Genomic DNA, 16,068 nt, shown 5'->3' on the forward strand with positions numbered 1-16,068 from the left:
TATAGCTTGTCCGCCCCTAAGCGAACAGCGTGGCCAGCTTGTCGTTGAGCCGGTTCACATCGTCAAGCTTGACGCTGCCGACAGCGCCCAGCACCCAGCGGTTGGCGCTGGCGAACTCGCGGACGGTCTCAACCATGGCCGATTTGGTGATGGCGCGGATGGCGGCCGGACGCTTGCTGAAGTCTTCGATGGTGCCATCAAAGAAGTAGCGATCGGCGTACCAGCTGTTGATGTGGCCGACGGTCTGGCAGCCCATCTGGTGCTTGCCGAGGGCATATTGTTTGGCAGCTTCAATATCATCATCATCGATTTTGCCGTCGAGGATGGCACGGACTTCATCGACCATGATGTCGAACAAGCGGTCGGCAGTGTCGATGTTGACCTGGCCGCCGAACTCCCAGGCACTGTCGTACTGATACGCCGAAGCGTCAGAGAACATGCCGTAGGCCAAGCCGGCCTTGCGGGCCTTGCCCAGGATCTTGGAGTGCAACGTGCCGGTGAGGATATGGTCGACGCAGGCCATGGCCTCCAGCTGCGGGTCTTCCAGGCGGCGCGGTGCCACCATTGCCCAGCCGAAGGTGATGTTGGAAGCTTCTTTGCGGCGGATGATGAACGGCTTATTGCCGCTAAGTTCCTCGTGCGGGATCTGCATACGCTGGCCTTCGCCCAGGTCCCAGCGCTCCAGGGCAGCGCGGACATCATCCAGGCGGCTGCCGAACTTGCCGGCGACGACGAAGCGCATGTTCTGGCGGGTATGCGTCTCTTTGTAGTGGCGCATGATGTCTTGCAGTGTGACGTTATCGAGGCGCTTGAGGCGCTCGTCAAAAGTCAGGATCTGCTCGCCCAGCGCCTGCTGGACGCGCGGCCAGAGCAGCCGGCCGTGCTGGTTGAGGTAGCCGGTCAGCTCGTTGCGGACGTTGCCGCGCTCGGCTTCGAGTTCTTCCGCGTTGAAGCGCGGCGAACAGATAGCCACACGCTTGAGGTCGAGGATGCGTTCCCATTCGAAATCGGCGCAATCGGCCACATACACCATGCTGATGTCGCTGGTGTAGGCATTGTGGTAGGCGCCGTTCTTGGTGAAGTCGGCTTCGTAGGCATGCGTGTCGCTGAACTGGGCATTGGCGCCGAAGGCCATGTGCTCCATGACGTGTGCGGCCTCGTAGGCGTCGTGCCGGGCGACATAGCGGTTGCCGGCCCGGAAATGTATCTGGTAGCTGGCGACGGTAGCGCCCGGCACGTCAATGACCAGACCCTCGGTACCGTTACCGAGTTTAAGCTCGTGGACAGTATGTTTCATTATTTGCGGCGTGCCTTCTTCTTATTTTTGCGCTCAGCCTTGCGCTTATCGTGGGTGACGGCCTTGGCGGTCGGTTTCTTGGCACGGGCAAGCTTGGCGTCTTCGAAGTCGGCGTTCGGGTTGCTCTCGTTTACCTCATTGACGCCCTGCTCCACTGCACGCTCGGCAGCACGGGTCAGCTGGGTCTCAAAGGTGTCGTCGCGGGCGGTCGCCAGGTCGTTCTCGGTGACGTGGAAGACGGCACGCAGGACTTCCTCGCGCAGGGTAGCCTGCAGGCCTTCGAACAGGCGCTGCGATTCCTGGCGGTACTCGACCAGCGGGTCGCGCTGACCGATACTGCGCCAGTGGATACCGTTGCGCAGATGCTCCATGTTCTCCAGGTGCTGCATCCAGAGCGTGTCCAAAACCTGCATGTAGATTTCGCGCTCCATCTTGCGGGTCAGGTCGCTGCCAAAATGATCTTCACGTTCTTTGTAGAGCTTTTCGACGGCCTTGTAGGCCAGGTCGGCACGGGCGGACGGCTTGGGATTCTCGGAAATCTTGGTGATTGCCTCGGTGCCCAGCGGGAAGACGGCCTCGAAGGCCTCAACGAACTTCTTGTTGCGCTTGGGGCCCTCGGCGGTCAGGACGATCACCTGCTCGCGGATCAGGTCGTAGAAACGGCTGGAGACATCTTCTGACTCCAGAATCTGGCGGCGGATGCTGTAAACGGCCTTGCGGTGGCGGTTAATGACGTTGTCGTATTGGACGACGTTCTTGCGCATATCGTAGTTGTAGCCTTCGACGCGTTTCTGGGCGCCTTCGAGCATCTTGGAGATAGATTTGTTCTGGATAGGCGTGTCATCCGGCAGGCGCAGGCGGTCCATGACGGTACGCAGGCGTTCGCCCTGGAAGATGCGCATCAGGTCGTCTTCTGTCGAGACGTAGAACTGGCTGACACCGGGGTCGCCCTGACGGCCGCCGCGGCCGCGCAGCTGGTTGTCGATGCGGCGGGCTTCGTGGCGCTCGGAACCGATGACCACCAGGCCGCCCAGCTCCTTGACGCCTTCGCCCAGCACGATGTCCGTACCACGGCCGGCGATGTTGGTCGCCAGCGTGACGGCACCCTTCTCACCGGCCTTGGCGATGATGGCTGCTTCGCGCTCGTTATTCTTGGCGTTGAGAATCTCGTGTTCGATGCCGCGCTTGGCCAGTAATTTGCTCAGTTCCTCGTTCTTACGGATGGAAGCTGAGCCGATCAGCACCGGCCGGCCGGCCTCCTGGTGCTTCTTGACCTCATCGGCAATAGCCTCGAACTTGGCCTGCTCTGTCTTGAAGATGATGTCCAGACGGTCCTCGCGCGCAACCGGGCGGTTGGCGGGAATCTGGACGACCTCCAGGCTGTAGATCTGGTGGAATTCCTCGGCCTCGGTAAAGCCGGTACCGGTCATGCCGGCCAGCTTCTTGTAGAGGCGGAAATAATTCTGGAACGAGATGGTCGCCAGCGTCATGCTTTCCTGCTGGACGGTGACGCTTTCCTTGGCTTCGATGGCCTGGTGCAGACCTTCGTTGTAGCGGCGGCCGTGCATCAGGCGACCGGTGAACTCATCGACGATGATGACTTCGCCGTCACTGCTGACCACGTAGTCCTTGTCGCGCTTGAACAGGATCTGGGCCTTGAGCGCCTGGTCCAGGTGGTAGACCATGCGGACGTTCTCGGGGCTATAGAGGTTCTTGATGCCAAGATCCTTCTGAACCTTCTCGACGCCCTCTTCGCTCAGGGAGACGGCGCGGTGCTTCTCGTCCAGGATGTAATCGTTCTCGCCCAGACGCTTGGCGATACGGGCAAAGAGCATGTAGCCTTCCGGGCTTTCGCTGGCGGGGGCAGAAATGATAAGCGGCGTGCGGGCCTCATCGATCAGGATGGAGTCGACCTCATCGACGATGGCGTAGTGCAGGCCGCGCTGGCGCAGCAGGTCGGTCTCGTCGACCATGTTGTCACGCAGGTAGTCAAACCCGAATTCATTGTTGGTGCCGTAAGTGATGTCGGCGGCGTAGGCCTCCTTGCGGGTACAGGGGCGGAGCTTCTTCATACGAGGGTCGTCGTGGGCGGCGTTGTCGTAATCAGGGTCAAACAGGTAGGAGTGGTCGGCGATGATGACACCGGTGCTCAGACCCAGGAAGTGGTAGACCTGCCCCATCCAGCCGGCGTCACGCTGGGCCAGGTAGTCGTTGACGGTCACCACATGGACGCCCTGCTCTTCCAGGGCATTCAAAAAGACCGGCAGCGTCGCCACCAGCGTCTTGCCCTCGCCGGTCTTCATCTCGGCCACGTTGCCCTCGTGCAGCACCATACCACCGATCAGCTGGACGTCGAAGTGGCGCATCTTCAGCTGGCGGGTGGCTGCTTCACGCACCAGGGCAAAAGCGTCAGGCAGGATCTTGTCCAGTTCGCGGGCGGCCTTGTCGGTGCCTTTGTGCTTGATCTGGGACTTGAGCTTCTCAGTCTGCTGCTTCAGCTCTTCATTACTGAGCTTCTCATACTTCGACGCCAACTTATTGACTTCGGTCACGCGTTTTTTCAAACGGCGGACAGTACGTGCCTGCGGATCCCCAAAGACTTTCGTTAATAGCTTGTTTCTGTCTACCATGCTTGTACTCCTCGCTCGTCACTAAGGCATATGTAATGCGGCATACCGCATTTTTCGGACGCTATGAATTAACTATTGCATAGTATAGCGGTTTTACGGTCGACAGTCACGGGTAATAAAGAGGAAAAAGCGTCAAATGACGTTTATACGTGCTCTGGAGCGGCAGATGTGGCTATTCGACTTCGGCCATTTCAGTCCCCACCCCTGAATCACTCTGTTCGCGTTGGCGCTTGAAGCGGCCAAAGATACCGCCGCCCTGGATGCGCGGCCGGTTGCTGTGCTTGTCCTTGTACTTATGTAGGCAGTTCTTGAGCTTCTCCTCGACGATATCAAGGGCGGCGAACATGTTCATGGTACTGTCTTGGACGGAAATCTGTTCATCAGGGAGATGCAGGATGACTTCGACGCGGTATTTGTTGCCGTGGCTCTCGTTCACCTCTTTAACACGTATTTCGGCGCGGTTATCGCCGCGGTTCTGGCGCGGGATGAGGCGTTCCAGGCGGCCAATCTTACGGGTAGCATACCGCTTGAAATCGTCCCCGAGGTCGAGATTGATACCGGTGATGTCGATCTGTCTTATCATGCTTCCATTATACTATCGGGACATTAAAGAAGTATGAAATAAGTCACACTCAACCTCGCCGCTCGTCACAGCGACAAGCATCGGGGTTGAGCGACAAAGAACATCGCTCGGCCGTACCGCCCCTTTTGCAGCGGACTGCTCGACGAATGCCGGCCTAGACAGGCAGACAGCGGTACAGAAAGTACCCGGGGATTCCGTCGTACCAGGAACCGCTGAACCACTCCTGGCGCGGTGGCCGGTCAGTACCTTCGGGGGGGATGCCGCGCCCCTCGGCATCGATGATGATGGCACGGGAGACATCGGGATCCAGGTCGCAGAGAGCAAGGAGGTGCATTGTCTGTCCTGTTCTGTCGGTGTTCTTTGTCAAAACATCCTGACTACCTACTGGTGCGCCAAGCAATGCCCATGAAGTGGTCAGAATACCCTGCCATGGCGCTCGTATATCACATAATAGACCAGCGTCAAGGTAGGGCGACAAGGTAGCCGCCGCCCGTCCCGCATGTTCAGATCACTCTGCGACGCCAGCGTCCCATGCTAGGTCGTAGCTGCCGCCGACGAAGCGGAAGGCGAAGCCACACAGGTCCCGGTTGGCGAGGATGTTGCCGTACCACTCGACGTGGTCCCGCCCGTCCTTCTCGGCGAGTGCGGCCAGGACCATGGTGGCCAGGGCCAGCTCACAGAACGGTTCGCCCTGCAGCACCAGCCGCGACGGACAGTCGCACGACGCCTCGCCTTCACCGTGGTGGTAGGGCGAGAGCAGGCCGTACAGCGCGCCCAGGTCGTCGACGGCGGCCAGCGAGCGCGCCATCTCGGCGATCGGGAGCCGCGAAAGGTACGCCTCGTCGCCGGTCTCAGCGACGAAGCCTTCGATCTTGCGCGCCATGGCGGCGATGCGCTCGCTGTCGAGCACTTCCACCACCAGCGTGATGCCCTCAGTGGCTGCGTGGTGGCGCACAGCCTCCACCATGCGATCGGGGGCTGCCTCGATGACGACCAACTTCTTGATCATGATGCTCCACTTTCGTGTGATGCGGGGTAGTTGCCGGGTGGCGAGCTACCTTGTCCACTCCCAAACTCAGTAAATAGTCAGGAGAATTATTATACTATGCATAATTTTGTATTAAATGTCAATAGCAGAGTTATTCCGTATTGATTCAAAGCTCAGTCTGCAGCAGATGCCTGGACGACAACCGGGACAGTTCGGCGCGCACCGCAATCAGCTCCTCGTACTCCGGGTACTTTGCCGTAAGCCGCTTGGCATTCGTACTGATATTATTCTTAAGCTCGCCACTAGACGCATACTCTTTCAAAGTCTTGCCGCCGTCGGAAAAATGCACTAGGATAGGCATCCATTTATCAATGATTCTGACGAAGCGGGCCTCCGGTATTTCCTGGGCCTCGTACTGTTCGACAAGCCGCGTAAAATTAGACAACCAGCTATATTCTATCAACAACTGCTCCAAGCCTTTCGCTTCACGCTCCTGCTTGAGCTTCAGCTCTTCTTCTGTGATCTTGTGGGTCGTCGTATCACCGACATACGCCTCGACCACATCATGCACGGTGGCAAAACGGGACACCAGGCCGGCGTCAAGTTGAGGATAGAACGCCTCCGCGATGGCCGGCGCCACCAGCGCTAACATATGCGAATGCTCCGCGACGTTCTCGGCGCGGCCGGTCGGATGATTCACCAGGGTGCGCTCCTCAAGGGCAAGCCGCGAAGAAAGGCGCGCCAGCTGCAAAGCCATATGCGCCATATCCGAACAGTCCTCATAGCGCGGTGGCAACTCAAACTGGTACATGACTACAATACTTCGCGGCCACCCAGGAACGGCCGCAGCACCTCCGGCACGGTCACGGTGCCGTCTTCGTTCTGGAAGTTCTCAAGAATTCCGATGAGCGGACGCTGAGAGAAGGCGGTGGCGTCATTTGTGTGCGCCAGCTCGACTTCTCCGCCAGTGCGGCGGACGCGCGTCTGCAGACTGCGGGTTTGATAGTCAGTAATCAGGTCGGCAGTGTGCGTCTCGCGGTACTTGCCCTGGCTTGGCAGCCAGACCTCGATGTCGACACCACGGGCGTTGGGTTTGCCGATGTCGGCGGTGCACTTGTTGAGCACCTGGTATGGCAGGCCAAGCTGGCTCATGAGGTATTCCTGGATGGCAATCATCAGGAAGTGCTCCTGCAGGGATGTGTCACCCGTCGTAAAGCTCTCCATCTCAAGCTTATCGAACTGGTGCAGGCGGAAGATGCCTTCGGTGTCCTTGCCATAGGTGCCGGCTTCTCGGCGGAAGGCCGTGGTGTAGCCGACATAGCGCAGCGGCAGCTGGGCCTCATCGAGAATCTCTTTGTAGTACATGGCGCAGAGGGTGTGCTCGGCGCTGGCGTTCAGCCAGAGGTCATCATCGGCCAGCTTGTACGTCTGCTCCTCTTTGTTGAGACGGCCGGTGGCCTCATACACATCCGTTTTGGCGACGGCCGGCGGGAAGACCAGACGGAATGGCGTGCTTGGTACGTCAATGCCGGCATCGGCGATGATTTTCTTTAACGTCTCTTCATTGGTCAGAACGCTGACGCCGAAGTTGACGACCGCCAGCCACAGCAAGGCCAGCTCGCCCTTTACGTAGGCGAAGCGGGCACCTGCCACCTTGGCGGCACGTTCCTTATCGATCCAGTCACGGGCTTCTGCTAATTGCCAGTGGCTCTTGGGCTCAAAGGCGAACTCAGGCTTATCGCCCACCGTCTTGACGACGACGTTTTCATCTTCGCTGGCACCGACCGGCACGTCAGGCATCGGCATGTTCGGGACTTGTTTCAATAGTTTCAAGAATTGCTCGTCAATGGCGCGCAGTTCCTCTTCCTGCGTCGCCAGTTCAGCTTTGATACGCTTCCCTTCTTCAACAAGTTCCGCAGATGGTTTGCCACCCTTCATGGAGCCCGCAATCTCATTGCGCTTCTGACGGAGCGATTCAACCGAAGCCAACAGGTCGCGGCGACTGTCGTCGATACTCAGCAGTTCGGCGATATTGACCTTATACCCTTTTTGCTCACTGGCTTCTTGCACGCGCGTGGCGTTGTCGTGGATGAATCGTATGTCTAACATGCGACTGATTATACAACGGGGGTGTGGATTTTGGCACTAGTTGAAGTATAGATAGCAGACCGTCGTGTCGTCACTCTGGGCGCGGCCAGTATCGGAGACGCCGCCGAGCTTGGAGCACGGCACATTAGTCTTCTGATAAAAAGTAATCTGACCGCTAGTGCCTGTGGCAGTGCTTTCGTAGTATCCGGCGGCAAACATCGATCCGCCGCAGTTCATCTGCTGATTACTGATTTCAGGCTTGGTGCTGCCAAGGTACGGTTGCACCAGAGCGTCAAAGGCTGCATTGACACCGGTGCCACCGGCGCCAAAACATGTGGTGGCGCCGCTAATGCGGGCACAGTCGTTGATGGCGTTGGCGCCGATACACGGCCAGGTGTTGAAGGCGATCGGGTACGTGCCATTATCGGCCTTGTACGCCTGGATGGCTTTGATATACGATTTGACCGCTTCGGCGGTCTTGGTGTTCTCAGCCCGGACCTGGGCGCTGCCGAAGGTACTAATGGCAATGACCGCCAAGATACCGATGACCACAATAACGATGAGCAGCTCCACGATAGTAAACCCTCGTGCGTTTTTCATCTTGCCCATCCTATTGCTTATTCACCTGTATATCCTGGAATTCCAATGTCCAGCCCGTGGCGGTGAATGATCCGGTATTCATCGACAGATAGACGTTGTTGCCGCTAGTAGCATTGCGCTGGGCCGTGGCAGTGCCGGAGACCTTTGTCCAGGTAGTGTTGGTATTCAGATGGGAGCCATTTGAGATCGTCGTATTGGTGCCGTTGCTGTCCATGATACCGAAGATACTAGTGCCGCCAGTAAAGCCGCCAATCTTGCGGACGTAGTAGGAACGCTCTATCTGGTCGCCATTCAGGATTGATGAGTGGAGCAATTGCGGGGTGCTCAATATCGCCCAGCTTACCGTCTTGGACGTGGTATTGGTGACGGTCAGCACTGGACGCGAGGGGTCGGGATCGCCCGCCTGGCCCGGCCGGGTCGCCAACGTGACGCCCGCTGTGCCACCTTGGATGTTCAGCCACCAGCCGGACGCACTCAGATTAGTGAAGTTGGAGTCTGTCACCAGGTTGGCAGGAATGCCTTTCTCGCTCAGTGGGATGGTGCTGCCGGTGCAACTACCCGCTTTAGCGCCCTGCCCTTTCTGATAGAACCAGCGCACATTCGCATTGGTAATGTCGTGGCCGTTGATACAGAAACTGTCGCTACTACCGGTAGTGCTGAGCGACAGGCCGACATTCGGTGAAGTATTAACGGTACTTGGGAGTTGCGTCGGGAATGAACCGGTGTCGGCGTAGACCGTCTCCATCGCCTTGGCGGCACCCTGCACGTCGGATCTCACTGCGGTGTCCTGGGCTTGTTTTTGGGAGTTGCTGAAGGCGCCGATGGCGATGACCGCTAAGATACCAAGCACCACGATGACAATTAGAAGTTCAACTATAGTGAAGCCCGACTTGAGAGAACGTACGCGCATGATTAGCCCTAGCTTACCATAAGCATAATGAAGTATTCACGCATTGCTTTTCACGTGAAATAGTTCGTAATACTTGTGCCGTTCCCCACCCTCATCTGTTACAATGGTGCAATGCTACTCTCCATCGACATCGAAAAAAAGACCATCGGCAACAAGGAACTGTTCGCCGGGCTTGGTTTTACGGTGGAGGCCAATGAGAAGACGGCCATCATCGGCCGTAACGGCGTCGGCAAGACGACCCTGTTCCGGTTGCTGACCGGTGAGGACGGTGATTTTGAGGGTGATATCAGTTTTAAGCGCGGCATCCGCATCGCCATTACCAAGCAGGAACACCATGACGTGGGCGAGCAGTCGGCCGTAGAATATATTCTGCAGAACCTGCCGGATTACAGCCGCCTGAAGCACATCATCGATACCTATCCTGAACATATGGGCGAGGATATGCGCAAGATCGAGGCTTACACCAACGCCCTGGAGCACTTTTCCAGCCTGGGCTACTACACCATCGAGACGGACGTGCTGCTCAGCCTGGACGCCTACCAGATTGATGAGGCCAAGGCCCGCATGCCGATGCGTCTGCTCTCCGGCGGCCAGAAGCGGTTTGTGGAGCTGGTGCGGATCGAGCATGCCGATGCCGACATCGCACTGATTGATGAGCCGACCAACCATATGGATTACATTGCCAAAGAAGCTTTTATTGAGTGGCTGAAGGCCGTCCGCCATGCCGTGGTGGTCATCAGCCATGACCGGGACGTGTTGCGCCACGTGGATAAGATAATTGAGATGAAGGATGGCGGCGCCCTTTCCTTCCGCGGCAATTACGACGCGTACCTCAAACAGAATGCCGTCTCGACCACCACCAAGATGCATGATTACGAGGTGACCAGCCGGCAGATCACCAACACGAAAGCCAAGATCATCCAGTTCCGGCGGTTGAAGGAGCGTGCCCGCGACCCCGACACCATCAAGCAGTTCAAGCGGCGCGAGCAGCAGGCCATGGCCGAGCTGGAGGAGCTGGAGAAGATTGAGAAGCCGAGCTTCTGGATTGACCGGGAATCTGCTGCCGGGCTCAAGAAGGGCGCCAGCGAAAATTACGAAAAGTACAAGGCTAAGAATATACGGATTACTAAGCCGGAGGCCGGCGAGGATGCGCGGGAGCTGCTGAAAGTTGAAGATTTAACATTGAGTTACGGCGATGCACCGCTCTTCATGCCGCTTTCCTTCCGTCTGGGGCATGGCGACCGGCTGCAACTGGTGGGGCGCAACGGTGCCGGCAAATCGACCTTAGTGCGGGCCATCGTAGCGGCGGCCGGCGGACGGCGGGCTGACACGTGGCGCGGCGGCAGTATTTTTAATGATTCCAAGCTGCGCCTGAGCGTCTACGACCAGGAGATCAACCCTGCCCTGCTGGATATGCGGCTGCATGATGCCATCGAGCATATCCATACGGAGCTGGGCATTGCGATTACTGACGAGAAGATCAAGGCGTTGTTGAGCAACTATTTGTTCAACCCACATAGCGACGGCGAACTGCCGGTCAACCAGCTATCCGGTGGGCAGAAGGCGCGGTTGCAGCTGATGCGGATGCTGGCCAATGACCCGAACCTGCTGATTTTGGATGAGCCGACGAACCACTTGGACTTGCCTTCGATTGAGGAGCTGGAGAATGCGCTGGGCGATTATCATGGGGCGTTGTTGTATGTGAGTCATGATAGTTATTTTGCGGGGAGGATTGGTGGGGAGTCAGTGACGCTGCAATCACATTAGTTCTTCAACTTTTTTGCACGCACTTCCTATTTCATGTGCCAGTGCCATCTCTGTCATATAGTCATTTTCGTACACTTTGAGCATTTCTTGGCAGAACTGCCACCTATTAAACGTGCCTTTAAACATAAACTTTTCGATATCTTTATATGTTTTTTTACCCTCATCAGTCAACAAATAGTTACTGAATATAAGCACCCTGACGGTCTGATTATTCTTGCCGGGTGCAGTCATAATGTAGTGGTCATCACCCTCAAGGTCGTACAGCATATAGGCAGCGTCGTTATTGGTCATTACATCAAACACAAAGTTAGGAATCGGCGTATACGGATCGGAGTAATAATATTCACCGCCGTAAATGCATTCAGCGCCAGATTGACTTACCAACTTGCAACTATATTTGTTATTTATAACTCTAAAATTTTCTGCAGCTTCACTTTTGCGTGAAAAATATCCCTTGCTTAGTTCATACATCCATGCATAATGTCCAAGTTTTTTAGTACGGAAACCATTATCCTGCATCTTCTCCAGAATAAAAGTATTCGGGTATGGCTTAGCTGCTTCGTAGTTCAATGGCTTAAGCATAGGATCTTGATGGCCCTTATAAAAGTCGGGCAAGTTAACCCATATTTTTTGTTTTGCGTCATCCACTCTTCTTCTGATGTCTCTAACGTCCATGTTATAAGCTGGTAGCTGCAGCATTATAAGTGCCACCTCTGCAGCTCGTAGCTCCGGCATAGTCAAAACATAGTAGTAATTGTGCAGAGGACTCGAACGCCTAAGCCAAGCATATGGCCTGCCGTGATACTTATTGAGCAGCTCGGTGCAGCACTGACGATTAAAGCCGCTTTGTCTCATATCGAGTACAAGGCGCTCTATATCGCTTGCTTCCACCTCTAGCCTGTCGATAATTTGTTTTACACTGTAGTAACTATAGTCATCGGGGCAGTCGTACAGCACAAGCAAATAGTTTTCCTTATGACCAACTATATACTCTGGCGCATATGCAGCGTTGCAAGGAAGAATCAGGTCTAGGTCTAAAGGACGTTTTGACATACTGCTCGAAGAGTTCATAAGGGCACTATACAACATAGTCCGAGTATGAGAAAAGCCCGCCCCGGGATCGCCGGAAACGGGCTCTTCTTCATAGACTTGTCGCGTCAACTGGTCGGGCGCGGTCGGCGCCCTCGTTGACGTTGATCCTCACGGCGGGGTGGACGCTCCTGCGGCTTCTGCGTCGGCTTGGCACGGTAGTGCCGCCACCAGAAGACCTGCGGAGCCAGCGGATCGGCCAGCTCGTAGTAGCCCTGGCCAGCCAAGTGCTCCAGAATGGCACGCTGCTGCGGCTCGACATCGCGCAGGGCTTGCAGAATGTCGTGCGACTTGATGCGCGACAGCTCTTCGAACAGCTCACGGTTCGGCAGGCCGATGACCGGCGCGTGGGCCGTGATGGCGGTGGCGCGGGCTTTCTCGAGGCCCCAGTTGAAGCAGAGGAGGCGTTCGGCGAGGGAGAAGGGGCGGTCGAATTGCTCTTGTTCAGCCCATGCCTCACCTTCCATCCAATCCTCTTCATCAATCTCCCTCGGAACATAAAAGCTGAGTGGCAAGGATGCGGTTTCGCGCATCCTTGCCACCATCTCCCCCAGATGCTCCAGGATGAGGTCGACAACGCGCTGAGGGTCGGCCCGTGCGACTTCAAGGAAGCCGGATTCCATGTCGGCGAGCGGCTGGTCGAAGTCTTCGCGCGTCATCAGGAAGCCAGCATCATGCCAGCGCTGCATCTCTTCAGCTTGGACTACGATGGGCGGCTGCCAATCGCGAAGCTGATAGCAGAGACGCCCGAAAGCACCCAGGGGTTGCATGGGGTCGGGCGTGGCACCACCGCCAGCAAGCCAGTCCTCGAGGAAGTCCAGGACTGTTTGCACCTCGTGAGGGGCAGTCTCCATCATAACCCATCGAAGAATGCGGTCTTGCACCTCCCAGCTCACTCCAGGATGAGCACGACGCCATTCATCGAGCAGTTCGCTTTGCTTCGTATCCTGATCTTTCACGGGAGCCTTCCTTTCTTCTATAGGTTGGGCCTGTGGCCTCGCGCCAGATTGCGTACTGCCTGCAAGGTGTTATTGTCGTAAGATGACACAACTTCATACTTGCCGTCCGGGCGAGGATCCAAGAATGTAACCTCTATGGAATCATCCACCAGGAACACTCTTGCAATTCTACCACGTGGCAGCAAGTATTCACGCGTCACATCGGCACCCACCTCTCTAACGGCAACCTCGACCCTCTTCAGCGCATCAGGTACGCTTCGGATATCCGCGAACAAAGCACTCTCGGAGGTAGCGGTAGTCCTGCCGGGCTCTATCTGCCCCACCTTTGAGCCAGGAGCCAACAGTATATGGCGTTCGATATGCTCTTCCCGAGTTTCGCCGCGAGACAGTCGGTGCTGATATTGACTAATATCAGTTTCTACCGGCAACGGCTGCGGAGGTCTGCCTTCCGGCAAACCTCCAAACCGATCCTGTTGCAAATCGACCGCCCTACGGCGCAGCTCTCGCTTTGGACGAGAACCGCGCCGTACACGTTTCGCCTTGCCTTCTTTGCATGGCACGCACTGCTCGGGAATTTTGTACACACCCACGTGCTTGTGGTACGTGATCATGTACTTGCCGTTGAGCGGGATCGGGTCTTGGCAACTCACGCATGCAATCGTGCGATCGCGGTGATTGCCCATGATCTGCCTGCAGTGCCCGCAGTACTTCGGAGTGCTCAGGCCCTTGGCCGTGAACCACTCTTTGGGTGCGGCATCAAAGTCTCTGCTGGGCATCAGGTGCCCGGCAGCCACGCATTGGTACACTTGCACCGGCCGGTCGGTCACGATGCGGCTCCCTTCTAGTCGGCGGTGCGGCGAAAACGGAACAGCCGTCCGGCGCGTGCCAGCAAGCCTGTTGGCTCTGGTTCGGCGACGGGTTGTGGCGGCTGGGCACCGAGGTGTGACAACCGCCAGGATGTCTCGCCCGAATCGCGGTCGCGACCGGGAACGAGCCTGGCCAGCACTTCGCCGTCGGCGAGTCGGATAGGCGAATCCTCTTGTGAGACAATTCCCTGCCGTTCGCCGTCCAACTCTTGCCACTCGAAAGCACCGAGGCTTTCGTTGAATGCCAGCGCGACTCGCGTCACACCTGGCAATTCAGCCAGCTGCCGATGAGCCGACGCTACATCGAGCAAGCTCAGGCACTCAGCCCAATCGACCGCCGACGGCGAGAACGAACGAATCGTCTCATTGCCGTCATTCGCAGTTCGCAGCACCTGCCACATCTCCTGAATAGCCCTGGCGGCCTTCAGCAGCTTGCGGCCGTCCACGCCAGAGGCATTGCACAGACCGATCAGACGGAGTTCGTCGTCAGGATCTGCCGCTTTGCCGCTGTTCCAAAAGTGGCCCGGCATCAGCGCCGACACCTTCGCCAGCATGGCAAATAGTGCCAGGTCTTCATGGTCGTGGCCACTCCAAACGTCCACGGCATGTGGAAGTTCGGCATGCTGGCCATCGTAGTCCACGAAGTAGCTGTGCTGGGGACACAGTGTGGCAACCGGCGTGGTACTGAAAGTGGTTGCCACCAGCCAGAACAAAAGTTCCGCCTGACTGGCACCTTCTTCGAGCCGGCGCTGTAGCGTGGTGGCATAGGCCAGGTCGGCCCGTCCGATCCACTGCTCCATCCGCCGGCCGAATTCCGTCAGCGAGCCGCCCTCGGCAATGCCAAGCGATTCCAGCATGGTAATCTGCTCAAGCAGATAAGCCATACGGTCAGGCATGACATGTAGCCCGGAGGGTAGACGCAGGCGCGCCACCTCTCCGGTCACGTCAGTCCAGCCCTGCTTGCAGGCGTAGAACGCCAGCGGCAGCATGGAAGCACTGGCCATCGGGAAACGGATTGCCTCGTAGCGCAAGGCTCCGGGCCGGTTCAGCTCGTCATCTTCCAGTTCGGCATAGTCCGCCCCCACCTCGTGAGTGATGTAGGCGATACCGGGCCGACGGCGGCCGACGCGACCAATCCGCTGCAGGAGCGAATTGACACCGAGCGGCGCCACGACCGGGAAGGTCGTTTCACCGATGGTCTCCTGGTCGTACCCGCTGTCCATCGTCACCACGAAGTCGAGGGTCGGGAAGGTTATCCCCATCTCGACGACGCTAGTGGCAATAATGACGTAGTTCTGCTGGCGTGCCTCAATGGCGGCCAGCTCGGCCTTGAATGCCTCCAGTCGGCGGTCGTCGCGGACGACTTCGCCAGCCAAAAGCAGCACGGGCAGTTGCGGAAACGCCTGGTTCAGCAGCTTGGCGATCTTACGTGCATCGCTATGGCTGCCGGCAAACGAGTTGATGACCGCCAGCATGCCATGCGATCGCCCCGTCTCGAAGACGGCGGCATGCACGGCAGCAGCATCGGCATACTCTGGCGTCGGAAAGTACCGGCTCGTCGGATCTGGGTTGATGAGCGTTGCCTCGACCAATGGGACAATGGCCTTGTCCATCGGTTCCAGCAGATTGCTCTTCCAGACATTGAAGCGTGACTTGTCGGCGCGGATGATATTGGTAACACCAAGCGCGTCCGACAGATTTGACGTGTCGACGGTAGCCGACATGTAGTCAACTGTCACGCCCGCCGCACGAGCCAGGGCGATGCCCAGCTCGACGCCGGGATTCTGCTCGACCGTCACGTGTGCCTCATCGATGATGACGCGGTCACGCTGTGGGTCGAGTTCTCCGTTTTTGGCAAGCATCTCGAAGATGCCAGTCGTGACGAACTTGATGGGCGCATCACGGTTGACGTTACCGCTGACCGATGTGATGCACCCGAACAGCGCCAGCTTCCCCTGTCGGCGTTTATGCTGCCGGTAGGATTGCCAGAGCGAATTCATGAACGCCTGCTGGTCGACCGCGATAGGAATACGCGGTTCAACCACCCAGACGGCAACCGGATCGTCGGCAGTTGCACCAGAGCGCTGCAGCTGCCGGAGCAGCGCATGCACTGGCACACCAACAGTCTTCCCGAGGCCAGTCGCGGCCACAAGGAAGAATGGGTCCTGGCCCATCTGCTGGAAGTAGTCGGCAATCTCCAGGCGGTCACGCTTGATGACCCATTTGAGAAAGTCGACTATCTCGAGCATGTGGACACTTCGACCCCTTCCCATCTGTAGCCGTGGGTACTC

General features: G+C 57.4%; 14 protein-coding genes. 1 reads left to right on the forward strand and 13 read right to left on the reverse strand.

Annotated elements, in window-relative coordinates; genetic code table 11:
• Window positions 1–16: 16 nt before the first annotated feature.
• The 9 genes from JNJ66_05140 to JNJ66_05180 form a co-directional block, all read right to left on the reverse strand.
• Window positions 17–1,297 carry an insulinase family protein gene (locus JNJ66_05140; GenBank protein MBL8159819.1) on the reverse strand — a complete coding sequence of 427 codons (1,281 nt, stop codon included), beginning with the start codon at window positions 1,295–1,297 and terminating at the stop codon, window positions 17–19.
• Entirely contained in the window at window positions 1,297–3,927 is a 2,631-nt protein-coding gene (locus JNJ66_05145) for a preprotein translocase subunit SecA (protein MBL8159820.1), read from the reverse strand. The genes JNJ66_05140 and JNJ66_05145 overlap by 1 nt, the downstream gene beginning before the upstream one ends.
• Before the next feature lie 172 nt (window positions 3,928–4,099).
• On the reverse strand, window positions 4,100–4,510 hold the full coding sequence (gene raiA / locus JNJ66_05150; GenBank protein MBL8159821.1) for a ribosome-associated translation inhibitor RaiA: 411 nt from the start codon (window positions 4,508–4,510) through the stop codon (window positions 4,100–4,102).
• A gap of 154 nt (window positions 4,511–4,664) precedes the next feature.
• Window positions 4,665–4,844 carry a hypothetical protein gene (locus JNJ66_05155; GenBank protein MBL8159822.1) on the reverse strand — a complete coding sequence of 60 codons (180 nt, stop codon included), beginning with the start codon at window positions 4,842–4,844 and terminating at the stop codon, window positions 4,665–4,667.
• Between the two features lie 174 nt (window positions 4,845–5,018).
• The gene (locus tag JNJ66_05160) at window positions 5,019–5,519 is read right to left on the reverse strand and encodes a hypothetical protein (protein ID MBL8159823.1); all 501 of its coding nucleotides are present in this window, start codon (window positions 5,517–5,519) and stop codon (window positions 5,019–5,021) included.
• A 145-nt stretch (window positions 5,520–5,664) separates the two neighbouring features.
• Window positions 5,665–6,309: an HD domain-containing protein gene (locus JNJ66_05165; GenBank protein ID MBL8159824.1), complete on the reverse strand. Its 645-nt coding sequence runs from the start codon at window positions 6,307–6,309 to the stop codon at window positions 5,665–5,667.
• A gap of 2 nt (window positions 6,310–6,311) precedes the next feature.
• Window positions 6,312–7,607, reverse strand: a complete 1,296-nt coding sequence (gene serS / locus JNJ66_05170; protein MBL8159825.1) for a serine--tRNA ligase — start codon at window positions 7,605–7,607, stop codon at window positions 6,312–6,314.
• 36 nt (window positions 7,608–7,643) lie between these two features.
• Window positions 7,644–8,186 carry a type II secretion system protein gene (locus tag JNJ66_05175; protein MBL8159826.1) on the reverse strand — a complete coding sequence of 181 codons (543 nt, stop codon included), beginning with the start codon at window positions 8,184–8,186 and terminating at the stop codon, window positions 7,644–7,646.
• Window positions 8,187–8,196: 10 nt separating this feature from the next.
• Window positions 8,197–9,096: a prepilin-type N-terminal cleavage/methylation domain-containing protein gene (locus tag JNJ66_05180; protein ID MBL8159827.1), complete on the reverse strand. Its 900-nt coding sequence runs from the start codon at window positions 9,094–9,096 to the stop codon at window positions 8,197–8,199.
• Window positions 9,097–9,207: 111 nt separating this feature from the next.
• Here JNJ66_05180 and JNJ66_05185 point away from each other — a divergent pair, with 111 nt between their 5' ends.
• Window positions 9,208–10,863 carry an ABC-F family ATP-binding cassette domain-containing protein gene (locus tag JNJ66_05185; protein MBL8159828.1) on the forward strand — a complete coding sequence of 552 codons (1,656 nt, stop codon included), beginning with the start codon at window positions 9,208–9,210 and terminating at the stop codon, window positions 10,861–10,863.
• Here JNJ66_05185 and JNJ66_05190 read toward each other — a convergent pair.
• The 4 genes from JNJ66_05190 to JNJ66_05205 form a co-directional block, all read right to left on the reverse strand.
• Window positions 10,855–11,916, reverse strand: a complete 1,062-nt coding sequence (locus JNJ66_05190) for a hypothetical protein (protein MBL8159829.1) — start codon at window positions 11,914–11,916, stop codon at window positions 10,855–10,857. The two genes, JNJ66_05185 and JNJ66_05190, sit on opposite strands and share 9 nt — an antisense overlap.
• 104 nt (window positions 11,917–12,020) lie before the next feature.
• Window positions 12,021–12,809 carry a hypothetical protein gene (locus tag JNJ66_05195; protein ID MBL8159830.1) on the reverse strand — a complete coding sequence of 263 codons (789 nt, stop codon included), beginning with the start codon at window positions 12,807–12,809 and terminating at the stop codon, window positions 12,021–12,023.
• Between the two features lie 119 nt (window positions 12,810–12,928).
• Window positions 12,929–13,738, reverse strand: coding sequence for a hypothetical protein (locus JNJ66_05200; protein MBL8159831.1), 810 nt, complete (start codon window positions 13,736–13,738; stop codon window positions 12,929–12,931).
• Between the two features lie 14 nt (window positions 13,739–13,752).
• Window positions 13,753–16,026 (reverse strand): hypothetical protein, encoded by a 2,274-nt coding sequence (locus JNJ66_05205; protein ID MBL8159832.1) that lies wholly within the window; start codon window positions 16,024–16,026, stop codon window positions 13,753–13,755.
• Between the last annotated feature and the right edge of the window lie 42 nt (window positions 16,027–16,068).

The sequence above is a fragment of the Candidatus Saccharibacteria bacterium genome (genome assembly GCA_016789455.1).
Taxonomy (GTDB): Bacteria; Patescibacteriota; Saccharimonadia; order Saccharimonadales; family Saccharimonadaceae; genus CAIJKY01.

Bases quoted from the DNA above. Each gene is read 5' to 3' on its own strand.
- JNJ66_05155 (MBL8159822.1), bottom strand. From the start codon at position 4,844: ATGCACCTCCTTGCTCTCTGCGACCTGGATCCCGATGTCTCCCGTGCC.
- JNJ66_05195 (MBL8159830.1), bottom strand. From the start codon at position 12,809: ATGATGGAGACTGCCCCTCACGAGGTGCAAACAGTCCTGGACTTCCTC.
- JNJ66_05180 (MBL8159827.1), bottom strand. From the start codon at position 9,096: ATGCGCGTACGTTCTCTCAAGTCGGGCTTCACTATAGTTGAACTTCTA.
- JNJ66_05205 (MBL8159832.1), bottom strand. From the start codon at position 16,026: ATGCTCGAGATAGTCGACTTTCTCAAATGGGTCATCAAGCGTGACCGC.
- raiA (MBL8159821.1), bottom strand. From the start codon at position 4,510: ATGATAAGACAGATCGACATCACCGGTATCAATCTCGACCTCGGGGAC.
- JNJ66_05140 (MBL8159819.1), bottom strand. From the start codon at position 1,297: ATGAAACATACTGTCCACGAGCTTAAACTCGGTAACGGTACCGAGGGT.
- JNJ66_05185 (MBL8159828.1), top strand. From the start codon at position 9,208: ATGCTACTCTCCATCGACATCGAAAAAAAGACCATCGGCAACAAGGAA.
- JNJ66_05165 (MBL8159824.1), bottom strand. From the start codon at position 6,309: ATGTACCAGTTTGAGTTGCCACCGCGCTATGAGGACTGTTCGGATATG.
- JNJ66_05175 (MBL8159826.1), bottom strand. From the start codon at position 8,186: ATGAAAAACGCACGAGGGTTTACTATCGTGGAGCTGCTCATCGTTATT.
- serS (MBL8159825.1), bottom strand. From the start codon at position 7,607: ATGTTAGACATACGATTCATCCACGACAACGCCACGCGCGTGCAAGAA.
- JNJ66_05160 (MBL8159823.1), bottom strand. From the start codon at position 5,519: ATGATCAAGAAGTTGGTCGTCATCGAGGCAGCCCCCGATCGCATGGTG.
- JNJ66_05145 (MBL8159820.1), bottom strand. From the start codon at position 3,927: ATGGTAGACAGAAACAAGCTATTAACGAAAGTCTTTGGGGATCCGCAG.
- JNJ66_05190 (MBL8159829.1), bottom strand. From the start codon at position 11,916: ATGTCAAAACGTCCTTTAGACCTAGACCTGATTCTTCCTTGCAACGCT.